This is a genomic window from Clostridium niameyense, assembly GCF_001243045.1.
GTDB classification, from domain to species: Bacteria; Bacillota; Clostridia; order Clostridiales; family Clostridiaceae; genus Clostridium_F; species Clostridium_F niameyense.
This window is the reverse complement of sequence record NZ_LN849007.1, coordinates 1,948,274-1,975,044: the sequence shown is the minus strand read 5'-3', so window position 1 is coordinate 1,975,044 and position 26,771 is coordinate 1,948,274. Positions and strand designations below refer to the sequence as shown.

Sequence of the window (26,771 nt, the reverse complement as noted above, 5' to 3'; positions counted from 1 at the left end):
AGTTAATGATTTAATAGAGGTGATTTTATGAGAATATTGCATACTTCAGATTGGCATCTTGGAAAAAATTTAGAGGGCTTTAGTAGAATAGAAGAACAAGAAAAATTTTTAGAAGATTTTATAGATATAGTAGAACAAAACAGTATAGATTTAGTTATAATAGCTGGAGATATATACGATAATAGTAATCCCCCAGCTAAGGCAGAAAAGATGTTTTATAATTCTGTAAAAAAAATTAGTGGAGATGGCAAAAGGGTAGTTCTTGTTATATCAGGTAATCATGATAATCCTGAAAGGTTAATAGCTGCAAGTCCATTAGCTTATGATGAGGGTATACTTCTTATGGGAACCCCTAAGACAATAATACCTAAAGGGGTATTTTCAAATTTTGAAATCATAGATTCTGGCGAAGGATTTATTGAGATAAAAATAAAAGACGAAAAAGCAGTAATAATAACGCTACCTTATCCTAGTGAGAAAAGACTAAATGAGGTATTATATAAAGAAATAGATGACGATGAAAAAAGGCAAAAAAGTTATTCTGATAGAATAGGAGAGTTGTTTGATAAACTATCTTTAAAATATAGAGATGATACTATAAATCTTGGTGTATCTCATATATTCGTAAATGGAGGAGAATCATCAGATTCAGAAAGACCTATACAATTAGGAGGAAGTTTAGCAGTAGATGCAGATAGATTACCTAAACAGGCTCAGTATATAGCATTAGGACACTTACATAAACCACAAAAAGTAAAGGGGATAGAAAATGCTTATTATACAGGTTCGCCTATACCTTATAGTAAAAGTGAAAGAGGTTATAGTAAGTGTTTAAAACTAGTAGATGTTGAAGTAGGAGGGAAAGCCAAAATCCAAGATATATATATAAATAATTATAAGCCAATAGAAGTTTGGCATTGTAGTAGTGTGGAGCAAGCTCTAGAAAAATGTAAAGAAAATCAACATAGAGATATGTGGTTGTACCTTCATATAAAAACTGATAGATATATAAATGGTGAGGATATAAAGGCTTTAAAAGAAATAAAGAAGGATATTGTGGAAATAGTTCCAGAAGTTCAACAAGATGAGAATGAATTTATGCAAAGAGATGTAAAAGAAAAATCTATGTCACAATTATTTAAAGAATTTTATTTTAATCAAAGGGGATTAGAGCCTACAAAAGAAACTATGGATTTATTTTTAACCATTGCTGAAGAGGAGGAGGAACATGAAGCCTAAGAAGTTAATAATTAAAGGATTAAATAGTTTTATAGAAAAACAAGAAATAGATTTTGAAAAATTAACTGAAAGAGGTTTATTTGGTATATTTGGACCTACAGGTAGTGGTAAATCTAGTATATTAGATGCTATTACTATGGCTCTATATGGAAATATTGCAAGAGATAGTTCAGAATTTATTAATACATCTATAGATACGGTATATGTAGATTATGAATTTGAAATAGGAGTAGGATATACTAGAAAAATTTATATGGTATCAAGGACTATAAAAAGAGATAAAAATGGAAGATATAAAACTTCTTCAGCAAGGCTTGTGAGTAAAATGGAAGATGGGGAAGAAAAGGTAGTTGCAGATAAAGCTAGAGATATACAAAAAAGCATAGAAAACATAATAGGGTTAACCTCTCAGGATTTTACTCGTTCTGTAGTTTTACCACAAGGTAAATTTAGTGAATTTTTAAAGTTAAGTGGAAAAGGCAGAAGGGACATGCTAGAGAGAATATTTGGGTTAGAGAAGTATGGAAAAGATTTATCTGAAAAGATAAGAAAAGAGAAAAATAAATGTTTAAAGAATTTAACTTATTTAGAAGGAAATTTAAAACAATATGAAGGATTATCAAAAGATAATTTACAAGTAGTGAAGAATGAATATAAAAACCATTTAGAAAAAAAAGAAAAATTAGAGGTATTGAATAAAGAGTTAAAGTTTAAATATGAAAAGTATAAAGTAATTTGGGATTTACAAATAGAACTTAACTCTTATTATGAGAGATTTAAAAAATTAAAGCTTAATTTAAGAGATATAGAGGATAAAAAAACTAAAGTATTAAAAGGAAAAAATGCTTTAAATGTAAAACCACATTTACAATCTTTAATAGATACTAAAAATAATAAAGATATCAATGAAGAAAAATTAAAAAATATAATTGTACAGTTAGAAGATGTAAAAAAAGAAGTAGTAATTTTACAAAAAGACTATGAAAAATCCTTATATGAAAAAGATAATGAAATTCCTAAACTTATAGAGGAACAAAATAAAATTGAACAAGCAATAGATATAGAAAAAAAAGTAAAAGAAATTGAAAAAGAAAAAGATGAATTATTAAAAGAGCATAATAAATTTAAAAATAAATTAAAGATGCTGACAAAAAATCTAGAAAAAATAAATGAGGATATAAATTATTGGGAAGAAAAATTAAAACTAGAGGAATCAAAAATAAATTCCATAAAGGTATCCCCTGAACTAAGACAAAATCTTCAAAAGTTATTTACCTTAGAAAAAGAATATAGATTCCTGGAGAAAAATTTAAAGGATACAAAGAAAGAACTTGAAAGTGAAAATTTAATTATTAAAAAAGAAAGAAGTCAATATGATGAACTTTTTAATAATCAAAAAAAGTTAGAAATTAATTTAAAAAAATTATTAAGTTATAAGGAGAATTTAAATAATAATTGTCCGGGAAATAGTGATGATTTACTACAAAAACAAAATGAAGTAAATAAATTAAAGGAAAAATTAAATCATTTATTAGAATTTAATGATAGAAAAAAAGAACTTAATGAAGATAAAGAAAAAAAAGAAAATAAAATATCTTATTTGAAAAATGAAAAGATGAAAATAGAAAAAATAAAATATAATTTAGAACAAGAAATAGATGAATTAGAACAAGAAATAAAAAATTTAGAAGAAAAAAATATAGCAGCTATATTAGCTGTTAATTTAAAAGAGGATAAGCCTTGTCCTGTATGCGGATCTATTCATCATGTAAAATTAGCATCTAAGGTTGATTTAGATAATATAAAAATAGTTAGGTCAAATAAAAATAAAAAAGAAAAACAAAGAGAGAGTTTATTAGAAAAAGAAAAAAATATAGAAGTTCAGCTAGCTTCCCTTACAAGTGAAGAAGATTTAATAATAAAAGAATTGAAAAAATTATCTACTGAAAAAGATAATCTTTCAGTAGATGAATTAAAAATAATGTTAGATAAGAAAATAAAAGAATTTCAGACTATGAAAATTAAGTTAGATAGATGGAATAAAGATAAAGAACAACTAGAAAATAATATAAGCAAGGAAAAAGAACAAAAAAGTAATATAGATAAGTTAGAAGCTAAATATAAAGAATCTATATCTAAAAGGCAGGAAAGCATAAATAAATTTACAAGAAATAAATCTACCATGGAGAAGGAATGTCATGATAAACAGGAAGAAATAAAAAAATTAAAACAACAATTTAAAATAGAAGATACAGAAAAAGAGTTAGATAAAATTAAAAAATTTGATGAGGAAAGCCTTAAACTTACAGAAAATATTAAAAAACATAGAGAGAAGTTAGAGAAACTCAGAAAAGAAAAAGAAAATATAAATGCAAGTAAAAGTGATTTGCATTCAAATATTACAGGGATAATAAAGGTAGGAAAAGAAAAGAAAAATTATATAGATAAAGAAAAGGAAGAAATAAAAAAAATATCTCATGGAAGAGAATTACATAGCTATTTATGTGAGATAAAAACTAATATATATAACATAAAGAAAAAAGAAGAAAATCTAAAAATATATTTAGAAGAAGAAAATAAAAAGAAGGAAATTTTAAAAGACAACAAACTGAAAAGGGAACAGGAAAAAGAAAGTTTGAAGAAATTATATTATAAACAGCAAGAAAGGTTGACTTTAGCTTTAGAGGAAAATGGATTTAAGAATTCTGAAGAAATGAAATTATTTCTTATTTCAAAAGAAGAAATAAATTTATTAGAAGAAGAAATACAAAGTTTTGAAAAAGAGTATAGTAGATTAAATACAAGTATAGAAAATGTAGAGGATAAATTAAAAGGAGAAAGTATAAAAGAGGGTAAGTGGATACAGATACAGGAAGAAAAGAAAAATAACGAACTAGAGTTAAAGAAAATAGGAAATATAATAATAATTAAAGAAAAAGAAATGAATGATATGGAAGAAAACTTAAAAGTCTTAGGTACATTATTAAATGAAAAAGAAAATTTAGAACATAAAAAAGCACTTTTAGAGGATATAGACAAATTAATACAAGGAAATAAATTTGTAGAATTTGTTGCTATAAATCAACTAAAATATATTGCTTTTGAATCTTCTAAAAGATTAAAAGATATTACAAGAGGTAGATATGCTTTAGAATTAGATTGTAGTGGTAATTTTACTATGAGAGATGATTTTAATGGCGGTGCTATAAGACCTACTAATACATTATCTGGTGGAGAAACTTTTTTAACATCTTTAGCTTTAGCTTTGGCCTTATCCTCACAAATACAACTCAAAGGAAATTGCCCTTTGGAATTTTTCTTTTTAGATGAAGGGTTTGGAACTTTAGATACAGAACTTTTAGATACAGTAATGACTTCTTTAGAAAGTCTTAGAAGTAATAAATTGAGTATAGGTATTATAAGCCATGTAGAAGAGCTTAAAAATAGAGTGCCAGTAAAACTTATAGTAAGTCCAGCTATACCGGGACAATGTGGTAGTAAAACACAATTGGAATATAGTTAATGGAGGAGAACATATGAACAAAATTTCAGAGAGAATCTTATATAAGGCAAAATGGATATCATTAAAAGAAATAAATTATGAAAATAATGAAGGAGAACAATTAAAGTGGGAAAGTATAGAAAGAACAAATACTACAAAAACTGTAGTTATTATAGCTAAATTAGTTCCTTCTGAGAGATATATATTTATAAAGCAATATAGACCAGCGATTGATAACTATGTTATAGGATTTCCTGCTGGATTAGTAGAGCGAGAGAATATAGAAGAAGAGGCACAAAGAGAACTAAAAGAAGAAACAGGATATGTAGGAAAAATAGTTGATGTTGGCATTGAGATAAAAACAAATCCAGCATTACTTACAGATTCCACGAGGATTGTAAAAGTTGAAGTTGATGAAAATAATCCAATAAACAAAGAACCTAAGCAGAATTTAGAACCTTCAGAGGATATAGAAGTTATATTAGTAAATAAAAACGAGGCAAAAAAATTTTTGGAGGAAGAAAAAGAAAAAGGAGTAGAAATAGGGATAGGACCTTGGTATGTTTTTGGATTTAATTTATAGATTAAGTTACTAAAAGTAGTATAGATTCATATTATTTTAAAGAGAGTAATTTTTGGTAAAGTGATAGTAATGAGTATAAAACCTACTAGATTACAAATGGGTGACACTATTGGTATAGTAACACTAGGAAGTCCTTTAAATAGTATATCTATAAATAGAGGAGTAGGCATATTAGAAAATATGGGATTTAACGTTGTATTAGGTAAGTATGTATATAATAATGAAGGATACTTGTCTACTAGTGAAGAAAGAAGAGCAGAGGATTTAATGACTATGTTTGAAAATCCTAATGTAAAGGCTATAATACCTACAAGAGGAGGAGTTGGGGTAGCTGGAATTTTACCCTATTTAGATTATAATATAATAAGACAAAATCCCAAGATTATTACAGGTTATAGTGATATTACTATATTATTAAATGTATTATATAAAATAGTTGATTTAATAACTTTCCATAGTCTTTTACTTATAGATTTTAAAGAAGATACGCCAATTTATAATTATAATGGATTTTTTTCAGCAACAACTTCTACCACAGCTCCTAGAGATTTAAATAATCCTGAGGGTATACCTTTATATGGAAATAATCTGGGTATAATATCAGCTCCAGTAGTTGGTGGTAATTTATCATCTTTTATAGATAATTTAGGGACTCCATATGAAATAGATACAAAGGGTAAAATATTATTTTTAGAAGAAGTACATGAACCTATAAATAAAGTTTACAGATATATAAATCATTTAAAGTTAGCTGGGAAATTTGAGGATTGTGTTGGAATTATAATGGGAGAGTGTACGGGATGTAATGAAGCTTATGGAAAGACTTATGAAAATTTATTAGATGAAGTGATACTAAGATTTAATAAACCTACTATTACTAACTTAGCAAGTGGTCATGGATATTATAAAGCTACTATACCTATAGGAGCCGAAATAAGGATGAATACTTTTAATAGTACTTTAACTATATTAGAACCAACAGTGTCGTTATAACTAAAAAATAAAAGAAGCTTTTACTTATAAAAGCTTCTTTTATTTTTTAGTTATATGAATAAAATGTTAATTAATTTTATTTGTAAGTAAATTCTTAAGTATAATAATTTCAAAATTGTATGATTATTGAAGGCTATATATCAAACAAGAAGTGAAATAAATCATTCATTATTATATAATGATAATAACCAGAGATAACATTAGAATTTGTTAATAAACTATAAAATATAGATTTTTAGCCATTTGACGTAGAGTGTAAAATTTTATATAGTATAGAAAAAGAAACTTTTAATTCATTTTAAGAAAAATATATTGAAAAAAATGTAAGATATTATATTTTATAAATTAAAATGAATTTATAAAAATACATAAATATATTAAATATTTGTGTATTAAGAATAATAAAAAATAAATACTGCATCACTTAAAATGAAATGACATAAAAAAATCATTTATAAATATGAAAATGAGGTGTTTAGTGTGTTGGACAGCGGTTAGCGCAATAAATTAAATTTTCCACAATCATTAAATGAATATATTTTTTATATTAATTCATTTGATAAAAATATTTCGCAATAAAAAATATTTAAAAAAGAATTAATATATAAGATAATGTATTATTATAAAAAAATTAATTTATATTAATTTTCTTTAAATTTTATGGAGGTATTTATGATTTTCAAAAAAGAAAACCTTAAAAGGTTGCTATTAGTTATGATGGGAAGTTTAATTTATGCTATAGGGGTTAATATGTTTCTTATCCCACACAAACTTTTAAGTGGAGGAGTAGCAGGTATTGCTATAATGCTTCAATATGTAACCAATATACAATCTGGTTATTTTATACTTCTTGTAAATATACCTATATTTTTAATAGCTTTTAAAGAAGTAGATTTAGATTTTGGTATTTTTAGTTTTATAGGTATGATCACAATGTCAACTTTTTTAATATTGACTAAAGATTATACAAGTTTTTATAAGATGAATGATGTGTTATTATCTTGTATTTGTGGTGGTGTTTTAAGTGGCGCAGGTATGGGACTAATATTTAGAAATAGAGCCTCTCAAGGAGGAACAGATATAATATCAGTTTTAGTAAAAAGAAAACTAGGAATAAAGATATCCACTATGGATTTTATAATAAATTGTATAGTAGTGACTATAGGAGCTATATTAGGAAGTTTCGAAGTAGCAGTTTATACAATAATTTCAATGTTTGTAAAATCACAAGTTATGGGAAAAGTTATAGAAGGATTCGATGGAAAGAAAATACTATTTGCAGTAACTAAAAATGATATAAAGATAAAAGATTCTTTATTAGATAAGTTAGGAGTGGGAGCTACTATAATTTATGGAGAAGGAGCATATACAGGTGCAGAGTTAAAAATAATATATTGTGTAATGACTGCCCAGCAAATAGTAAAGGCCAAAAAAATAATAGAAGATATAGATAAAAGTGCGGTGATATCAGTCTCTAATGCTACAGAATGTCAAGGTGGAGGATTTAAAGCAGCTACTTTTTAAAAATATATAATTTAAATTAAGGACAACTAAAAAGTTGTCCTTAATTTTTTATAGTATAAAAATAGAAGTTATTTTGTTAACTCAAAACTACCACAATCTGTTTCTTCAATTGTATCAGCACTATGTGCATGTTTTGTTACCTTTATTTTATTTAAAGTACAATAATCTGAATTTTTAGCATGATGCTTACATTCATCAACAGAACAACCTATACTATCATTATATTTCATTTTTATTGCCTCCTTTTTAAATCTTGTATATTTAGTATTCGAAAGTTAATAAAAAATATGTGAAAAAAAATTTGGTAAATTTATTTTAGATATTGCAGTTTGTATTATAAAATGTTATATTATAATTGAACATATGAACAATTATTCATATGAAGGGAGAGTAAAAGATGAATACTAAGAATACAACTACTGAAACATGCTCTTGTAGTGTAATTCACCATGAAATAATAGAGAAAGTTAAAAATAATATGATAGATAAAGATAAAGTTATAGAACTAGGTGACTTTTTTAAGGTATTATCAGAACCTACAAGAATAAAAATACTTTATGCCTTATCTGTATCAGAAATGTGTGTATGTGATATAGCTAATTTACTTGAAATGACTCATTCTGCAGTATCACATCAGCTCAAAGTATTAAGATCTGCAAGACTTATAAAATACAGAAAACAAGGAAAGGTAGTCTATTATTCCTTAGATGATTCTCATGTTGAAAATGTATTTAAACAAGGATTAGAACACATAATGCATAAATAAATCAATATTTTCAATAATTAAAGGATGGTGGGAGTATGAAAATAAAAAAGGAAATTTTATTGAACGGACTTAACTGTGCTAATTGTGCTGCTAAAATAGAAGATAAGGTTCAAAAGTTAAAAAAAGTAAACAACGCTTTCTTAAATTTTAATACATCTACTTTGATGGTAGAAATGGATTCAAGTGATGAGGAAATAGTATTTAAAAGTGTAGAAAAAATAGTTAATAGGATTGAACCAGGCGTTGAGGTTTTGGATAAAGCAAAGTACAAGCAAAAAAACAAAGTGAAAATTCCATCTGGTAATCAAATTCATGTTCATAATCATATTCATGATAATGGATGTCACTGTCATGAGCATGAACATTGTAATTCGAATAATGATAATGATTCCCATAATCATAAAAAAATAAATCTGATGCAAAATAAAGAAATCATAAGAATTATAATAGGTATTATTTTATTAGGTTGCGCCACATTTGTTAAAACTAATATAGAGTTAAAAATAGGATTATATATTACAGCTTATATATTAATAGGAGTGGATGTACTTTTAACTTCTATAAAAAATATTTCTAGAGGACAAGTATTTGATGAAAATTTTCTTATGAGCGTGGCAACTATAGCAGCTATATTTGTTGGACAATATCCAGAAGCTGTAGCTGTTATGTTATTTTATAAGATTGGAGAATATTTTCAAGAAAAAGCAGTTAATAAATCTAGAAAATCTATAACAGAACTTATGAATATTAGGCCAGATTATGCTAATTTACAAAAGTCAGATAATATTATGGAAGTAGTATCACCAGAGAGTGTAAAAGTAGATGACGTAATAGTAGTAAAACCAGGAGAAAAAATACCTTTGGATGGTATCATAGTAGAAGGTAATTCATCTGTAGATACTTCAGCTATAACAGGGGAATCTTTAGTGAGAGAAGTGAGTAAAGATAGTGAAGTTTTAAGTGGATATATAAACAAAAATAAATTAATAAAGATAAAAGTTACTAAAACTTTTGGTGAGTCTACAGTATCAAAAATTTTAGATTTAACAGAGAATGCTGCAGCTAGGAAAGCTAAGACAGAAAAGTTTATAACTAAGTTTGCTAAATATTATACTCCAATTGTAGTTTTTTCTGCAATAGCTTTGGCAATAGTTCCTAAATTTGTAGTTAGCAATTATAATGCTAAGGAGTGGATATATAAAGCAGCTGTATTTTTGGTTGTATCATGTCCTTGTGCATTAGTTATATCAATCCCTTTAAGTTTCTTTGCGGGAATTGGTAGTGCATCTAAAAAAGGAATTTTAATAAAAACTGGTAGTGCTTTAGAATCATTATATGATTTAGATTGTGTAGTATTTGATAAAACTGGTACTTTAACTAAAGGAATATTTAAGGTGTCAGAGATTAATCCTAAAGGTATATCCAAGGAGGAACTTTTAAAATACGCAGCTTATGTAGAGGTATATTCAAATCATCCAATTGGAAAATCAGTATTAAGATATTATAAAGAAGATATAGATAATAAAATAATTACGAAATATGAAGAAATTGTAGGTAAAGGTGTAAAGGCTTATATAAATGATGTGGAAGTTATAGCAGGAAATGAAAATCTTATGAGTGAATTGGGAATAAAATATGACAAAGTTTCTAAAGAAGGGGTAGTACTATATATATCTTTAAATAAAAAGTATGTAGGAAATATAGTAATAAGTGATGAAGTAAAGGAAGATTCTAAAAAGGCCGTAATGTTGTTGAAGAAAATGGGCATTAATAAAACAGTTATGCTTACTGGAGATAGAAAGAGTACTGGAGAAACTATAGGAAAGAGATTAGGAATAGACGAAATTTGTGCGGAGCTATTACCACAAGATAAGGTAGAAAAGATGAAGCAGTTAAAGGAAAATACAAATTCTAAGAAAAAGGTAATGTTTGTAGGAGATGGAGTAAATGATGCACCAGTTTTAGCTATGTCAGATATAGGTGTCTCTATGGGAGGAGTAGGTTCAGATGCAGCTATAGAAGCTTCAGATTTAGTTCTTATGCTAGATGAACCTTCAAAATTAATTGATGCTTTGAAGATTTCTAAAAAGACTCACAAAATAGTTTGGGAAAATATTATATTTATTTTAGCAATAAAAGTAATAGTTTTAGTATTAGCAGCTTTTGGCATTGGTACTATGTGGATGGCTGTGTTTGCAGATGTAGGTGTAGCTTTGATATCTATCATAAATGCTTTAAGAATACTTTAATGTTTATAATGGATTTAAAATTTGTATAAAAAAATATTTTATACACACATTAATTAGTGAACTAATTAATGTGTAAAGGAGTAATTTTTATGAGTTTAAATCCATTTGAAGAGAAACCTGTAAGTATAGAATCTACTATCCAAGATTGGGGAAGTTTATATCCTAAACAATATAATAAAAATGAGGTAGATCCCTATACTAAAACACGTATTATTTTGATGAATGGTACAGAATTTGAGGCAAATTGGTTTTCACACCAATTTTCACGTCATTGTGATAATAATGATTTAAGACGTGAATTGGCACTTACGAGAAGAATAGAACAACAACAACAAAAAAAGATAAGTAATTTAAGACCATTAGATGAAACTATATTAGAAACTACTATAAGTTATGAACAACTTGCAGTAGATTTAACTTGTGCACTTGCTAAAGTAGAAAAAGATAAAGATGTAAAGAATGCTCTTGATTTTGCTTTACTTGAAGACTTTGACCATTTATATAGATATTCAAATTTACTTGAAATGGAACAAGGATCTAAAGCAGAAAATTTAGTAGGTCATTATACAGAAATTATGCCAGCACGCCCAACAATATCACATCATAGACATCCTTATGATTCTATGAGAAGATCTACAGACTCTAAGAAAGCAGATTTATTAACGAATCTTAATATAGGAATTATAACAGCAGCGGAACAGCAAACAATGAATTACTATATGAATGTTAGTTCCTTATATAAAACTGATATAGGAAGAAAGCTTTATTTAGAAATAGGTATGGTAGAAGAACAACATGTTAGTCAATATGGTAGTTTAAAAGATACTAGATGTACATGGCTTGAAGAATTACTTATGCATGAGTATACAGAATGTTATTTATACTATTCTTGTTATGAGGATGAAAAAGATGAAAATATCAAAAAGATATGGGAAGAATGTTTTATACAAGAAGTTGCACATCTTCATAAAGCAGCAGAGCTTTTACAAAAATATGAAAATAAGCAATGGCAACAAGTTATACCTAATGGAGAATTCCCAAAATTATTGAATTTAGGACCAAATAAAGAATATATAAGGGATATATTAACAAGAACAGTTAATTTAACTGCAAAGAGAGAAGATTATGCTGAAGTTTCTAGTTTGCCTCAAGATTACGATTTCTTCAAGTATCAAGATATTGTAAATAAAAATATTACTAATGTAGCAAGTCATGTGGTTATAGGTGATCATATAAGACAATATGGAACAGATTATAGATTTGAAGAATCAGTGAATCCTATCGAGGAACTAAGAGATAGACACTGTGACAATATTACAGTTGGTAGAGTTAAGTAATATTAAATCTAGTATATACAGATAAGGAGTATATTAATTTTAAATTTTAATATATTCCTTATTTTTAGCTAAATTTTGTAATAATATAGTTAGTTTTTATTGACTTAAGATTAAATGTGTACTATAATTAATTTTGTTAGTTATTAAGGCCTCTTGGTCAAGCGGTGAAGACGCCACCCTCTCAAGGTGGAGTCAGGGGTTCGACTCCCCTAGAGGCTACCATATTTTTAAAAACGTTGTAAACATAAATGTTTACAACGTTTTTTATTTATAAAAATTAACAATTCCAAATATGATTTTTAAATAATTATATTGTATATACATTACATCCCTAAAATTAACACTTCACAATAAGTAATATATACTTTGTACCATTTTGGAAAAAAAAGAAAGTTTATTTATAGTTTTCGTAAAAATCCCCATGGTAAATTTATTATCACCAATTTAACCACAAATGCATTTAAAAATATAATAATACTTTTAATACTATTTTTATGTAAATATAGACATAAAATAAATAATATTACTAAATGTTTAAATGTTTTATAAGAATTTCTATTTAAAAATTTTTATATTTATTGTACAATAATGAAAGATGTATATTTAAAAAGAAAGGATTTTTTTGATGGAACATAAACAAACCAGTAGGAAAAAGAAAAAGTTTTCTTTTAAGATAGTTATATGCTTTATAGTTTTTCAATTATTTTTTACTGCTATAACTGCTCCTTTTATAATATTTCACGGTCCTTTTAAAAATGTTAAGAAAACTTTAGTAGGGGCTGCTATGACAACACTTCGACATCAATATATAGCTACATTATTTTTATCAGATAACGAAATAAAACAAATATTAAGTGAAGATACTATACAAACTATAAAACAAGATAAAGAATCCTTATTAAAATTTGAAAACAAACACGATAATACAATAGAAAGATTCGATATAAGTTCTGGGAAGAAATTTAAAGGATATATGCTAGTAGTGCATGACCCTACTAGGGTAAAAATAGGGTATAGTAAAAAATTAGGTATACAAGGTGAGCTTACAAGTCAAATAGCTAGAGATAATAGAGCTGTAGCGGCTATAAATGGTGGTGGATTTACAGATAAGTCAGCAGGAACTAATTGGACAGGTACTGGTGGCGCTGTAGAAGGATTAGTAATAAGTGAAGGAAAAGTTGTTTATAATAGTAATAAACAAGGAAACTTTAAAGGTGAGGTAGCTGCAATAACTAAAGATGGAATATTAGTTGTTGGTGAACATAGTTTAGAAGAATTAGAAAAGTTAAATGTTAAACAGGCTATAACTTTTGGCCCCCCTCTAGTTGTAAATGGTAAAGGTACTATAACATCTGGAGACGGTGGTTGGGGGATAGCTCCAAGAACTGCTATTGGACAGAGAAAAGATGGAGCAATACTTATGTTAGTAATAGATGGAAGGCAAGCATCAAGTGTAGGAGCCACTTTAAAAGATGTTCAAGACATAATGTTACAATACGAAGCTTATACAGCTACTAATTTAGACGGAGGATCTTCCTCTACTATGTATTATGAAGGAGACGTTATAAATAATCCTGCTAATTCTTTAGGAGAAAGATCGGTACCAACTGCTATATATGTAGCACCTTAGGAGGTAAAGATGAAGATATTTAAAAAATTAATTATATGGATTATGATTTCATTAGTAGTTCAGTTTGCAGGATTATTTTATATAGACAGATATTTTTTAGCGTCAGGCGGTACAAAAATAAAATCTAAAAAAGTTACTAATACAGAAGTTAAAGAGAAAGAAGCAGAAGTAAGTATACCTGAAAAAGTAGAAGATTTAGACATATCTTTTAATGGAAAATATATATCTTATTTTGAAAATAACTCATTAAATATAATAAATACTAAGACTGGAGAAAAACAAAATTTAGATTTTGAAAGTAAAAAAGATGTTTCAAAATATATGTGGTTACCAGATAGAAATAGAATACTTTATGCTGAAAGAAAAGGAGAAAAAATAATACTAAATTCCTATGATGTAGATAAAAGCAAGAAAGATAAAACAGCGGAGTTTGATCTTCAAAATTCTAGCTCAAAGGTAGAGGATATACAAGTAGCTCCATTACCTAATGTAATATATGTAAAGGTAAATAGTGGAGGAACTACAAGTAAGATATATAATATAAATATAATGAAAGAAAAAAAACGAGCAGATCTTTTATCTAATGAGGTAAAAGACATGAAGATTATACCTCATGAGGATACTTTGATTTATGAATCAAAGAGAAAAATTTATTCTACTAATAGAGAAACTTCATTAAATATAGAAGGAATTAAGTCTCCTAAACTTTTATCTATAGATGACAATGACAAGATATATATAGGAGAAATGAAAGACGATAAAATAGTAAAAATATGTTATGGTAATTTAAAAGAAAAAACCTCTAATTGGAAGACTTTAGATATATCTAATCCTTCATCAGTAGAAGATATATATGTTTCACCTTTAGGTCAGGTTTATGTAAATAATAATATGAAGGGTACAGTAACTAATTTAAATACAGGTAAGGAAACAAAATATACAGGTACTATAATAAAAATGTATATAGATGGAATTACATCTATATGTGAAGGAAAATTATTAAAAACAAAATTTAATTAATATATTTTTAAAATTTAGAGCCTCAAAAGAGGCTCTAAATTTTATATAATAGTATATATGACTATTTAATATTTTTAATTAAAAAAGAAAGGATGAGAGCTTTGGCATTAACTGATAAAATTTTATATAAGATACTTATTATACCAGGTATATTATTAGGACTCACGGTTCATGAGTATGCTCATGCTTATGTAGCTGACAGATTAGGGGATAAAACACCTAAATTTCAAGGACGATTAACTTTTAATCCTTTTGCACATATTGATGTAATTGGATTTATTATGATATTATTAATTGGATTTGGTTGGGCAAAACCGGTAGAAACTAATCCAAGTGCATTAAAAAGAGGGTATAAGGATGCAATAAAGGTTTCTATAGCTGGAATTCTAGCTAATTTAATAACAGCATTTGCTTTTGCACTTATTATAGGAGGATTATATAAACATGATTTAATAATATTAAGAGATGTAACATCTTTAAAAGGTATAATAGGTATTATTCTATCTTATACAGTTAGTATAAACTGTATGTTGGCGGTATTTAATATAATGCCTATACCAGGATTAGATGGATTTAATATATTAAGAGATTTGGCACCTAAAACTTTTTATAAAGTATCAAATGTAATGTATAACTATCAATTAATTATTCTTTTAATATTTGTAGTAACTCCTATAGCTAATTATCTAGTAGGAATTCCATCAAATCTTTTATCCTATTTATTTATGAAAATTTCTATGAGTATTTTTTAATGTTGGTAGGTTGTTGATTTAGGAACTGAACTTTCTTATTTACTAGGAAATAGGAAAATTTTATAATATAAAAATAATATGTACAAAGTACATATTATTTTTATATTATCTATCTTTATATTAATGTAGAAAAAATAATAAAAGATATATTGTTGCTAATATTATGGATAATATCATAATAGGGAATCCTAACTTAAAGTAATCCTTAAAGTTTATTTTATAACCACTTTTTTCTGCAATACCTATTACAACTAAGTTAGCAGAAGCTCCTATCATAGTTCCATTACCACCTAAACAAGCACCTAAAGATAATGCCCACCAAAGAGGGGTTACATTAATACCACCTAAGCTACCTATGGCTTTAATTAATGGTATCATAGTAGCTACAAATGGAATATTATCAATAAAGGCAGAAGCTATAGCAGATATCCATAAAATAAATATACCAGTAAATAATAGATTACCCTTAGTTAAATCTAAAGCTTTCTCAGCTAAGATTCTCATTAAACCTACTTCCTCTAATACACCAGTCATTATAAATAATCCTATAAAGAAGAAAATGGTACTCCATTCTACTTCTTGTAATATTTCGTCAGGTTCAACTTTACTAATACCTAATAAAATTGCAGAACCAACTATAGCTATTGTAGCAGATTCAAAGCCTAAAGAATCATGAATAAGAAATCCTATTAATGTTAATGATAGTACTATTAAGGATTTTTTCATTAGTTGTTTATCTCTTATAGCTTTATTTTCATTTAGTGACATTACCTTATTTATAGATTCCTCTGTGGTAACCATGGAATCTCTATATATTTTTTTGATTACCCAAAGTGTAATTATTAAAATTACTAATATAACAGGACCTAAATTTTTTAAAAAGTCTAAAAAGCTTAGGTTTGCAGCACTACCTATCATTAGGTTTGGTGGATCACCAATTAATGTGGCAGTACCACCTATATTGGAGGCGAAAATCTCACACATTAAGAAAGGTATTGGATTTATGTTCAAAGTTTGAGTTACAACTAAAGTTACAGGAACTATTAGGAGTACGGTTGTAACATTATCCAAAAGTCCAGAAAGTATAGCTGTAATTATAGAAAACATTACCAGTATTTTTATAGGATTACCTTTAGCAAATTTTGCTGCTTTTATGGCTATATATTCGAATATCCCACTTCTTTTGGTTATGTTAACCATAATCATCATTCCAATCAATAATCCTATGGTATTAAAATCAATTTTTAAGAAAGCTTCTTTTTGAGAGATTAATTTTAGTAGTAGCATTAAAGCAGCTCCACTTAAAGATGCTACAACTCTATTAATTTTTTCAGAAATAATCAATATGTAAACTATTATAAAAATTACAGTAGGCAGTATTACATTTAAACTATAAATTTTAATCATCTCCTTTATTTTTACTGTACGATTAGATTTTAATACGAAACAGTAAATAAATAAAGGTATTTTAAATTAATTATATAATTAACGAGAATATAGTTTAATTTACAGCATTATATAATTCTTTATATATAGATTGCACGCCTTTATACCAATTTTTGTCTTCAGCATATTTTTTATTTATCCATTTAAAGGGGTTTTCGCCCTTAGGCATATCTTTTAATAAATTAAATACAGTTTTCGCAGCTATTTTCGATGTATCTTTAATATTTGTATTATATTCTTTCCAACTATGAAATACATTAAAAGGATTATTGGCTATTTTTTTAGCATACTCATTATTTTCAGGAACAAAATTCTGTTCTTGTCCGGTTATGGCGAACAGTAATAAAGGATTTATATCAAATTCTTTAGCAGAATTTATAATAGAACTAAAGTAAGGTTCTTTAGCCAGCATAGATTTTTTGGTAGACAAATAATTTTTTAATTTAACTTCATTTATAGAACTAAATGTTATATCTTTAGGAATGTTAGGATTAATAATTCTTAAAGTATGCTTATATACTTTATTACAAGAGACACTTTTAGTTTGTGTGGAACTTTTATTTATAGTACTTGCGGTTAAGTAATTACTTTTAACATAAAAAACAATTAAAAACAATGCTAATACAATTAATCCTGAATATAGTGATTTATTAAATAATTTTCTAAAGATATCAATTGTATTATGTTCTTTAATATTGGTGAACTTAGAATTAATATTGGAATCAATATTTGTATTATTGTTGATAACTTCATCTTTTAAAGAGGAGGTATCTAAATCACAAGTTAATTCTTCTAAAGATAATTTATCAGAATTAGTTGTAATAATAGGATTTATAATTTTTTCAACTATTAAATATTCTTCTAAATCTTTTCTATCTATTTTTATTTTTATATTATTGTTTATCCAAGTTAGTAATATTCCAATTTGTTCATTGTCTAATTTTTGATAGTTTATATAGGAATAAAAAATATCATACATCTGAATGTGGTCTTTTCCAGATAAAAATGTATTTTTAAATATAATATTCTTAAGGTCTTTTTTTATATAAGAAGGAAAACCTTCTAATTTAGAATTAATAATATCATGTATGGTGGAAGATAACATATAAGATTTATTTTTCGAATCTTCTTTAAAAAATTTAATATTTATATATTGTTTAATTCTTTTAATATCATTATTATTTATAACTTTAGTATCTTTTAGTTCTTTTAAAAATTTATTCATATAACCAATCCTACATATATTAAAATTTATTACATTGCATAATATATGAATTATCGTTAAATACAAGTAGCCCTTAAATGTAATCTGTGAATAAAAATAAGGGTGTGATATAATATTTCAAGGGAAAATCACTAAAATAAATCGGAGGTATAACAATTTATGAGGCTTAGAAAAAAATGGTGGGCAAGACCAGAAATAGAGAAAAGCGATATATTTATAAAAAACCATAGGGAATGTAGGGGAGAATGGTCAAAAGAGTTTAATAATAATAATGAAATACATTTGGAGCTTGGATGTGGAAGAGGGGGATTTATATCTAAATTAGCATATAACAATCCCAATATTAATTACATAGGTGTGGATTTGAAAGATGAGGTTATAGTTTATGCTATAAGAAAAGTTAAGGAAACTGAAAATGAAGATGGTAGTGACCTTAAAAATGTAAGATTTCTTACTATGAATATAATGAGTATAGCAGAAGTGTTTGAAGAAAATGAAATAAATAAAATATATATTAATTTTTGTAATCCTTGGCCAAAAGAAAGACATAATAAGAGAAGACTAACACATACCAAATTTCTAACGGAATATAAAAAGTTTTTAAAACCTAATAGTGAAATATGGTTTAAAACAGACGATAAAGATTTATTTGAGGATTCAAAGGAATATTTTAAAGAAAGTGGTTTTGACATTAAATATATAACTTATGATCTTCACAATAGTGACTTTACAAAAAATACAAAGACGGAATATGAAGAAAAGTTTTCATCTATGGGAATGAACATAATGTTTTTAATTGGAAAATTGAAATAATATATTATAAAACAGATGGATTAAAAAATAAAAATTTTAATCCATCTGTTTAAAATTTTAGGTATTATGATATATTGTTATATTTGTCTTTATCATATTTGGTTAAAAATAAAGTTAATTCTTCAGTATGTTCCTTTTCTTCAGAAATTACTTCCATAAAAGTATCAACTATGTCTTTATGTTTAATATGCAGTACTTCATCCTCATAAAGAATTATAGCTTCTAATTCGCCTTTTATATCACTTCTTACATTGTTTAGTATAAGTTGTTCGTTATATTTAGGACGATATTCAGGAAATTTAGGACATTTATTAGTTAGATTTAATTCTGATTTTACTTGTTTGTAGCGTTGATATTCAGTAGGATCATATTTTCTAAGTAATTCTAAAAACATTCCAAAGTGCCTTTTTTCTTCTTGCATTATGTGATGCCAAAGATCATTTAACTCCTTAATATTAGAATTTGCTATGTGATGTGCGTAATCATTAATAGCTACTATTTCAGCTATCATAGCTTCTCTTAATAGGTTAGTGAAACAAAAAGGAAATCCTTGAGGTTGTCTTAATGTAGTATAACTCATATAAACACTCCAATAAAATTTTATTCATTAATATTATATTGTTTACAAAGAAAAAAGTTGACTAAATCCTATAAAAGTTTAATGTGTTATAATAACTAATATTATATAAATGAAGGTTGATTTTATGAGTTGGAAAGAGGAAATAAAAATATCTGTTAGAAATTTAATAGAATTTATATTAAGATGCGGTAACATTGATATGGCTTATACAGGGCACAATAGGGCGTTAGAGGGAATAAAGGCACATAAAAAAATACAAGATATAAGGAAAAGAAATGCTACTCCATTACTTATGACTGAATATGATAAGGAAGTTTTTTTAAGATATAGTATGGAGTATAGAGATTTTTTATTTACAGTAGAAGGAAGAGCTGATGGAATAATTAAAGAATTAAACAATATAACTGTAGAAGAAATTAAAAGTACAAATAGGCCTTTAGAGGAATTAGAATATAATAATATGCACTGGGCACAAGCGAAGTGTTATGGGTATATATATAGTAAGCAAAATAATTTAGATAAAATAAATATACAATTGACGTATTATAATCTACAAAATGGAGATATTAAATCTATAATAAAAAGTTATAATTTGCAGGAACTTGAAAAATTTTTTAATAATATTATAGAGAAATATTATATATGGATGGAACTTAATTATAATTTTAAAGTAAACAGGAACTTATCTATAGAAGATTTGGACTTTCCGTTTAGAGAATACAGAAAAGGACAAAGGAAGCTAGCAGTTTCAGTATATAAATCTATAGTAGATAATAAAAATATATTTATACAAGCCCCCACAGGTATAGGAAAAACTATATCTACTATTTTTCCAACGGTTAAAGCTATGGGAAAGGGAAAAGTAAACAAGATTTTTTATTTAACTGCTAAAAATACTACTAAAAAATATGTAATTCAATGTCTTAATTATATGATAGAAAAGGGTTTATATCTTAAAGTTATATTTATAACCTCTAAAGAAAAAATATGTTTTAAAGAAAAATGTGAGTGTACATCAAAATTTTGTGAATATGCTAAGGGTCATTTTGATAGAATTAATGAATCTATATTAGATGTATTAAATAATGAAAAATTGATAACAGAAAATGTAGTAAAGGATTATGCATTAAAACATAAAGTATGTCCTTTTGAGTTAAGTTTAGATTTAAGTATATGGTGTGATGCTATTGTTTGTGATTACAATTATGTATTTGATCCAAGAGTTTATTTAAGAAGGTACTTTTCAGATAGTAATGAAGATTTTGTATTTTTAATAGACGAAGCTCATAATTTAGTAGATAGATCTAGAGAGATGTTTTCTTGTAGTATATTAAAAAAGGATGTTTTAAATCTGAAAAAAATTTTTAGGGATAAAAATAAAGAGCTTTATAGAATTTTAGGAAAGATAAATTCTTATATGGTTTCTATAAAAAATATGTATGAATTAGATAATAGTTATATTAATGAGGAGCCGCCTGAAAAACTTTATGAGTTAATTAATATATTTATATCAAAATGTGAAGTTTATTTTAGTAAAAATAAATATATTATAGATGAAAAATTAATGGAATTTTACTTTAAATGTTTACATTTTATAAAGATATATGATATCTACGGAGAAAATTACATAACTTATGGAGAGTTTATTAATGGGGATTTATCACTAAAGTTATTTTGTATAGATTCTTCTTCTTTATTAAAAAATGTACTAAAAAATAGTAAATCTTCTGTGTTTTTTTCTGCTACTTTAAGTCCAATAAAATATTTTAGGAAGATATTAGGCGGAAGTGAAGAAGATTATTTATTAAAGTTACAGTCTCCTTTTCCAAGTAAAAATAGATGTACTATTATTGCAAATAATATATGCACAACCTATAAAAATAGAAAAAATACTTATGAAAAAATAAGTGATTATATAAAATTGATGTTGAAGGTTAAGATGGGAAACTATATAGTATTTTTTCCATCTTATAAATATATGAATAATGTTTATAACTGCTATAAGGAAAAATATTTAGAGGATAATATTATAATCCAAAATTCTATTATGACAGAAGAAGAAAGAGAAAGTTTTTTGCAAAATTTCATACCTAATCCTAAAGAAAGTATGGTGGGTTTCTGTGTTCTAGGAGGAATATTTTCGGAGGGTATAGATTTAAAAGAAGATAGAATAATAGGAGTCGCAATTGTAGGAATAGGATTGCCACAGATATGTTTAGAGCGAGACATAATAAAAAATTATTATGAGTATAAAATAGGTAAAGGATTTGAATATGCATATATTTATCCAGCTATGACAAAGGTATTCCAAGCGGCTGGAAGACTTATAAGGGATGAAAAAGATAAAGGGATTATATTATTACTAGATGAAAGATACAATAAGTATCCATATAGCTTACTATTAAGTAGTGAATGGAGTAATAATTTTATAGTTGGAAATGAAAATAAGGCAAAATTTTATCTAGATAAATTTTGGATTAATAATTAAGAAGTTAAATTAGATTAAATAAATTTTAGTTGGGGAAAATAAATATATAATTTAAATAGGGAGGTGCTTTTAAGTGTCTTATGGTAGCGATAATTTTGGAAAAGATATTGTAGCTTTAATAAGAGATAATGAAGGTGCTGTTAGTGGTTATAAACTAAATAATGGTGAGTTACTCACTAAACATGAAGCTATAGAAAGAGCAGCAGAGGGAGAAATAAATGATGTAGTTATAGGTACAGCTAAAAGTGGAGAACAATATTTACATGGAATTCCTAAAAATACTGGAGGAATAGATCTTCAAAGTCTCCCTAGTATAAATGAAAATCAGTTTAAATAATAAAAACCCTAAATTTAGGGTTTTTATTATTTTGCATATTTTGCTTTTTCTAGTATCTCATCAAAATTTGGTTGTTCTGTAACTTCAGGTACATATTCTGTATAAACAATTTTGTTATTACTATCTATTATAAATACTGCTCTAGTTAATAAACCTAATTCTTTTATATAAGTTCCATAATTTTTACCTACTAATCTATCCTTAAAGTCTGATAGAGTTATAACTTTGTCTATATTATGAGCACCGCACCATCTAGCTTGAGCAAAGGGTAAATCCATTGAAATTGTATATATAGTTACATTTGGAAGTTCTGCAGCTTTAGAATTAAAAGTTCTTGTTTCAAGATCACAAACCTCAGTGTCTAAAGAAGGAACTATAGATATAATTCGTATTCCTTTTGTATCTTTTAATGAAACAGGATTCATATTATTGTCAATAGCTGTAAAATCAGGAGCAGTATCTCCAACTTTTACTTCAGTTCCTTCAAGGGTTATAGGATTTCCCATAAATTTTATTTTCATAAAACATACCTCCAATAATATTTATTATATAATAATTAATTTTATATGATACTATAATAAGAATTTATTTTCAAATAAATTTAATTATTAACTATAATTTATAAATTATTTTTAAAAGTGTTATAATCAATTTATATTATTATTATTTAATTGATAAAAAAATATTATAAATAACTAAAGAATATATAAATTAAGTAGATAATTAAGGGAGAGGTTTTTAATGTCAAATTTATCTGGTAAAGTTGCTATAGTTACAGGGTCATCTAGAGGAATTGGGAAAGCAATAGCTATTGAACTTACTAAAGCAGGAGCTAGTGTAGTTATAAATTATCGACAAAATAAAGAAGGTGCACTGGAAACTTTGCATTATATAAAGAAATTAGGTGGTTATGGAGTAATTTATAAAGCAGATATTTCTAAATATGATGAGGCTAAGGAACTTATAAAATATACTATACATAATTTTGGTAAAATAGATATTTTAGTTAATAATGCTGGTATAGCTAAAATAGGTTTATTTATGGATATGAATGAAAATGATTGGGACAGTATAATAGATACCAATTTAAAAGGAGTTTTTAATTGTACAAATAATGTTGTTAAGTATATGCTAGAAAAACAAAGCGGTTCTATAATAAATATATCTTCTATGTGGGGAAATGTAGGTGCCTCTTGTGAGGTTATTTACTCTGCTGCAAAGGGTGGTATAAATTCTTTTACAAAAGCTTTAGCAAAAGAACTTGGTGGAAGTAACATTAGAGTAAATGCAGTAGCGCCAGGGGTTATAGACACAGATATGAATAAATGCGTAAGTTTAGAAGATATGAATAATTTAAAAGAAGAAATTCCACTTATGAGACTAGGAAAAGGTGAAGATATAGGTAAAGTAGTATCATTTTTAAGTAGTGATGATGCAAGTTATATAACCGGACAAATAATTACTGTAGATGGTGGCATGTGCTAGAAATATATTACACAATATGTTATAATTTTCTTAAATACGATTTAAAATTAAATTAAAAAATGTTTAAAATATGAGAGTGGTGAGCCATGGAAAATGTTATAATACTAGACGATATGAGTTATGTAAGGTATAGAGTTAGAGAACTTTTAGCTGAAAAAAATGTAAAAGTTTATGAAGCATCTACTTCCTTTGAATTTTTCAATAAGTTAACCGAAAAAAAGAATGATATAGATTTAATTATATTAGAAGTAGGTCTTATAAAAGAAGATGGTTTTGAAATAGTTGAAAAAATAAGACAAAAAAGCATAGATATACCAGTTATGATATTAACTAAGATGAATACAAGAGAAGCTTTTGCTAAAGTAATAAGAGAAGGCGAAATAAGTGATTATGTATTAAAACCTTTTGATAATAAGATTTTACTAGATAGAGTTATGAAATTAGTAAGAAAAAATAAAATTAATGAAAAATATCAAAAACTACAGGATCAACAAACAAGTAAAGAAGTTGAAAAAGTTAATAATGTTAATAATGTTAATAAAAATGATGAAGTAAAAATAAAATCTGAGTTACCTGAAGATTTTACACATTATTTTATGGAACAACTGCTTATAGCTAAAGAAAATAATATGAATTTATCTGCAATGATATTTACTTTAATTAAGTCCACGGAAAAAGAAGAAAAAATCGATATGAAGGAAACATATTTGATACTAACAGATATTGTATTTAAAGGTATAAAAGGAATATTTAAAACACCTAATTTTATAACTAAACATGGATTTTTAACTTTTTTAGCAGTATTACCAGGATATGATGAAAGTGAAGTTGAAAATCTAAAGTCAAAAATTAATGAACAATATGATGTACTATCTATAATAAATACACAACTTTCAGAGTATCATTTAGAAAATGCATCTATAACTTATCCTGTAAGTGGACAAGATTGTCAAAAATTAATGAATAAACTTATAGAAAATATGAAAGTTAAAATTGAGATGGAATAAAAGAACAAGGTTTTTCCATATTGTGAAAAAGCCTTGTTTTTATTTTTAAATTTAATTATTTTATATAAGTACTATAAACATATCCTGTTATATTATTAATATTAATTTTATACCAACTACCAACAGTATCTAAAATTTTAACTTTATTACCATAAGCAAGCGAACTAATAACAGTACTGCTTAAAGATGGATTACTTCTTACATTAAGTGAAGAATATTTATTTGATAAAGATACTACTCCATATGAATTAGTAGTTACAGATTTATTACTTATATAATCAGCGCTAACATAAGCAGTAGATGAACCGTATTTGATTTGATACCATTGTCCACTCTTTCCTGTTATATTAACAGAATCACCATTATTAAGACTTCCTATAATTTTAGATGAAGTATTCGGTGAGATTCTTATATTTAGTTTAGAATTTGAATTAGATAATTTTACAGTACCAGTTCCTTTAGATGAAATATTATTTTTGTTAGAGTTACTATTTGTATTAGAGTTAGTAGTACAATTATTATCCAAAGATATATAATTAGAGTTAACATAAGCGATAGATGAACCATACTTAATTTTATACCAACTACCAACTTGACTTATTATATTAACAGAACTACCATGTTTAAGACTTCCCATAATTTTAGAAGAAGTATTAGTAGAGGATCTTACGTTTAATAGGGAGCTTTTATTGGATAAAACAACATGTCCATTTTTAGTAATAACATTATTACTATTACCACTACTATTATTATTGTTACTATTATTATTGTTTAAATATCTAGAGTTTATATATCCTATGCTATTTCCATATTTGATTTTACTCCAACCATTATTTTGATTTATTATAGATACAGTACTATTATTTGATAATGAACCTATTATAGAAGATGATAAAGAAGGAGCACTTCTTACATTAAGTGATGAGGAATTACTACTTAATTTTACTTTGGATGTAGCAATAATGTTATAGTTATTATTATCGCTATTACTACTGTTATTATTATTTAAGTATTTAGAACTTATATATCCTATATTATTTCCATATTTGATTTTACTCCAACCATTATTTTGATTTATTATAGATACAGTGGTATTATTTGATAATGAACCTATTACAGAAGATGATAAAGAAGGAGCACTTCTTACATTAAGTGATGAAGAATTACTACTTAATTTTACTTTGGATGTAGCAATAATGTTATAATTATTATTACTACTGCTATTATTATTAGTATTATTACCACTAGAGCTTGTACCACTTCCTACATATATGTAACCCTTTAAATATAAGTTACCTCTATGTTTCATTTGTTCTTTAGATAATTTTTTTACATAGCCATCATAATCTCCCCTAATAGAGGCATTACCTTCATTAAAATAAACTGTATCTCCACTGACTTTTTCTATAAATCCTACATGACCGAACCCTTTTGAACCACCACTCCATACAACTATAGAATTATCTCTAGGCTCTTGACCATAAGAATAAACATTACTTTTTATATTACAATTCCACCAATCAATGGCATTGCCGTAAAATTGACTAGGAAGAGAAACTCCTAATTTTTCGAGAGTTCTTCCATAAGTGAACCAAGTACATTGACCTTTATAACCACATTTCGTAAAAATATTACTACTATTATAAGCATTACTACTTAAGTTAGGATTCATACTTGTATTATAGGCAAAGACAGCTATGGAATGTTGGGCTACTAAAGCTGTAGATAAAACACAAGTAAGAGCTGTTTTTTTTGAACTTTTCATAAAAAATCCCCCTATATAAAATGGATTAAT

At 26.1% G+C, this 26,771-nt stretch carries 22 protein-coding genes and 1 tRNA gene; 17 read left to right on the top strand and 6 right to left on the bottom strand.

Features of this window, described 5'->3' with window-relative positions:
* Positions 1 to 27 precede the first annotated feature (27 nt).
* The 5 genes from BN1711_RS10285 (at position 28) to BN1711_RS10265 (ending at position 7,841) form a co-directional block, all read left to right on the top strand.
* The gene (locus BN1711_RS10285; protein ID WP_050608064.1) at positions 28 to 1,239 is read left to right on the top strand and encodes an exonuclease SbcCD subunit D; all 1,212 of its coding nucleotides are present in this window, start codon (positions 28 to 30) and stop codon (positions 1,237 to 1,239) included.
* Complete coding sequence (locus BN1711_RS10280; protein WP_050608063.1) at positions 1,229 to 4,762, top strand: AAA family ATPase; 3,534 nt, start codon at positions 1,229 to 1,231, stop codon at positions 4,760 to 4,762. The genes BN1711_RS10285 and BN1711_RS10280 overlap by 11 nt, the downstream gene beginning before the upstream one ends.
* 13 nt (positions 4,763 to 4,775) lie before the next feature.
* Positions 4,776 to 5,324: an NUDIX domain-containing protein gene (locus BN1711_RS10275; RefSeq protein ID WP_050608062.1), complete on the top strand. Its 549-nt coding sequence runs from the start codon at positions 4,776 to 4,778 to the stop codon at positions 5,322 to 5,324.
* A gap of 96 nt (positions 5,325 to 5,420) precedes the next feature.
* Positions 5,421 to 6,317 carry a S66 peptidase family protein gene (locus tag BN1711_RS10270; RefSeq protein ID WP_243128260.1) on the top strand — a complete coding sequence of 299 codons (897 nt, stop codon included), beginning with the start codon at positions 5,421 to 5,423 and terminating at the stop codon, positions 6,315 to 6,317.
* A 672-nt stretch (positions 6,318 to 6,989) separates the two neighbouring features.
* Positions 6,990 to 7,841 (top strand): YitT family protein, encoded by an 852-nt coding sequence (locus BN1711_RS10265; RefSeq protein WP_050608060.1) that lies wholly within the window; start codon positions 6,990 to 6,992, stop codon positions 7,839 to 7,841.
* Between the two features lie 68 nt (positions 7,842 to 7,909).
* On the opposite strand, the gene BN1711_RS12320 is transcribed toward BN1711_RS10265, so the two are convergent.
* Positions 7,910 to 8,071, bottom strand: a complete 162-nt coding sequence (locus tag BN1711_RS12320) for a DUF1540 domain-containing protein (protein ID WP_082174111.1) — start codon at positions 8,069 to 8,071, stop codon at positions 7,910 to 7,912.
* Positions 8,072 to 8,238: 167 nt separating this feature from the next.
* Here BN1711_RS12320 and BN1711_RS10260 point away from each other — a divergent pair, with 167 nt between their 5' ends.
* From BN1711_RS10260 to BN1711_RS10230, 7 genes are all read left to right on the top strand, one after another.
* Complete coding sequence (locus BN1711_RS10260) at positions 8,239 to 8,607, top strand: ArsR/SmtB family transcription factor (protein ID WP_050608059.1); 369 nt, start codon at positions 8,239 to 8,241, stop codon at positions 8,605 to 8,607.
* A gap of 35 nt (positions 8,608 to 8,642) precedes the next feature.
* Positions 8,643 to 10,856 carry a heavy metal translocating P-type ATPase gene (locus BN1711_RS10255; RefSeq protein WP_050608058.1) on the top strand — a complete coding sequence of 738 codons (2,214 nt, stop codon included), beginning with the start codon at positions 8,643 to 8,645 and terminating at the stop codon, positions 10,854 to 10,856.
* Positions 10,857 to 10,945: 89 nt separating this feature from the next.
* Positions 10,946 to 12,193 (top strand): hypothetical protein, encoded by a 1,248-nt coding sequence (locus tag BN1711_RS10250; protein ID WP_050608057.1) that lies wholly within the window; start codon positions 10,946 to 10,948, stop codon positions 12,191 to 12,193.
* Between the two features lie 147 nt (positions 12,194 to 12,340).
* Positions 12,341 to 12,415 (top strand) — tRNA-Glu (locus tag BN1711_RS10245).
* Positions 12,416 to 12,818: 403 nt separating this feature from the next.
* The gene (locus BN1711_RS10240) at positions 12,819 to 13,823 is read left to right on the top strand and encodes a phosphodiester glycosidase family protein (RefSeq protein WP_050608056.1); all 1,005 of its coding nucleotides are present in this window, start codon (positions 12,819 to 12,821) and stop codon (positions 13,821 to 13,823) included.
* A gap of 9 nt (positions 13,824 to 13,832) precedes the next feature.
* Positions 13,833 to 14,843, top strand: coding sequence for a hypothetical protein (locus BN1711_RS10235; protein ID WP_050608055.1), 1,011 nt, complete (start codon positions 13,833 to 13,835; stop codon positions 14,841 to 14,843).
* 101 nt (positions 14,844 to 14,944) lie between these two features.
* Positions 14,945 to 15,595, top strand: coding sequence for a site-2 protease family protein (locus BN1711_RS10230; protein WP_082174110.1), 651 nt, complete (start codon positions 14,945 to 14,947; stop codon positions 15,593 to 15,595).
* 120 nt (positions 15,596 to 15,715) lie between these two features.
* Here the strand turns inward: BN1711_RS10230 and BN1711_RS10225 are convergent, their stop codons facing one another.
* Both BN1711_RS10225 and BN1711_RS10220 read right to left on the bottom strand, forming a co-directional pair.
* The gene (locus BN1711_RS10225; RefSeq protein ID WP_050608053.1) at positions 15,716 to 17,002 is read right to left on the bottom strand and encodes an ArsB/NhaD family transporter; all 1,287 of its coding nucleotides are present in this window, start codon (positions 17,000 to 17,002) and stop codon (positions 15,716 to 15,718) included.
* A 94-nt stretch (positions 17,003 to 17,096) separates the two neighbouring features.
* Positions 17,097 to 18,266 carry a glucosaminidase domain-containing protein gene (locus tag BN1711_RS10220; protein ID WP_050608052.1) on the bottom strand — a complete coding sequence of 390 codons (1,170 nt, stop codon included), beginning with the start codon at positions 18,264 to 18,266 and terminating at the stop codon, positions 17,097 to 17,099.
* Between the two features lie 159 nt (positions 18,267 to 18,425).
* Here BN1711_RS10220 and trmB point away from each other — a divergent pair, with 159 nt between their 5' ends.
* Positions 18,426 to 19,079 carry a tRNA (guanosine(46)-N7)-methyltransferase TrmB gene (gene trmB, locus BN1711_RS10215; protein WP_050608051.1) on the top strand — a complete coding sequence of 218 codons (654 nt, stop codon included), beginning with the start codon at positions 18,426 to 18,428 and terminating at the stop codon, positions 19,077 to 19,079.
* Between the two features lie 64 nt (positions 19,080 to 19,143).
* On the opposite strand, the gene BN1711_RS10210 is transcribed toward trmB, so the two are convergent.
* Positions 19,144 to 19,659, bottom strand: coding sequence for a ferritin family protein (locus tag BN1711_RS10210; RefSeq protein WP_050608050.1), 516 nt, complete (start codon positions 19,657 to 19,659; stop codon positions 19,144 to 19,146).
* A gap of 124 nt (positions 19,660 to 19,783) precedes the next feature.
* Between BN1711_RS10210 and BN1711_RS10205 the strand changes: the two genes are divergently transcribed.
* Both BN1711_RS10205 and BN1711_RS10200 read left to right on the top strand, forming a co-directional pair.
* Positions 19,784 to 22,147 carry an ATP-dependent DNA helicase gene (locus BN1711_RS10205; protein ID WP_050608049.1) on the top strand — a complete coding sequence of 788 codons (2,364 nt, stop codon included), beginning with the start codon at positions 19,784 to 19,786 and terminating at the stop codon, positions 22,145 to 22,147.
* A gap of 73 nt (positions 22,148 to 22,220) precedes the next feature.
* Positions 22,221 to 22,484, top strand: coding sequence for a DUF3892 domain-containing protein (locus BN1711_RS10200; protein WP_050608048.1), 264 nt, complete (start codon positions 22,221 to 22,223; stop codon positions 22,482 to 22,484).
* Positions 22,485 to 22,510: 26 nt separating this feature from the next.
* On the opposite strand, the gene tpx is transcribed toward BN1711_RS10200, so the two are convergent.
* Positions 22,511 to 23,005 carry a thiol peroxidase gene (tpx, locus tag BN1711_RS10195; RefSeq protein ID WP_050608047.1) on the bottom strand — a complete coding sequence of 165 codons (495 nt, stop codon included), beginning with the start codon at positions 23,003 to 23,005 and terminating at the stop codon, positions 22,511 to 22,513.
* Positions 23,006 to 23,225: 220 nt separating this feature from the next.
* Between tpx and ymfI the strand changes: the two genes are divergently transcribed.
* Together ymfI and BN1711_RS10185 are read left to right on the top strand one after the other, a co-directional pair.
* Positions 23,226 to 23,969: an elongation factor P 5-aminopentanone reductase gene (gene ymfI / locus BN1711_RS10190; RefSeq protein WP_050608046.1), complete on the top strand. Its 744-nt coding sequence runs from the start codon at positions 23,226 to 23,228 to the stop codon at positions 23,967 to 23,969.
* Positions 23,970 to 24,055: 86 nt separating this feature from the next.
* Positions 24,056 to 24,976: a response regulator gene (locus tag BN1711_RS10185; RefSeq protein ID WP_050608045.1), complete on the top strand. Its 921-nt coding sequence runs from the start codon at positions 24,056 to 24,058 to the stop codon at positions 24,974 to 24,976.
* Between the two features lie 55 nt (positions 24,977 to 25,031).
* Here BN1711_RS10185 and BN1711_RS10180 read toward each other — a convergent pair whose 3' ends face one another.
* Complete coding sequence (locus BN1711_RS10180; RefSeq protein ID WP_050608044.1) at positions 25,032 to 26,741, bottom strand: SH3 domain-containing protein; 1,710 nt, start codon at positions 26,739 to 26,741, stop codon at positions 25,032 to 25,034.
* Between the last annotated feature and the right edge of the window lie 30 nt (positions 26,742 to 26,771).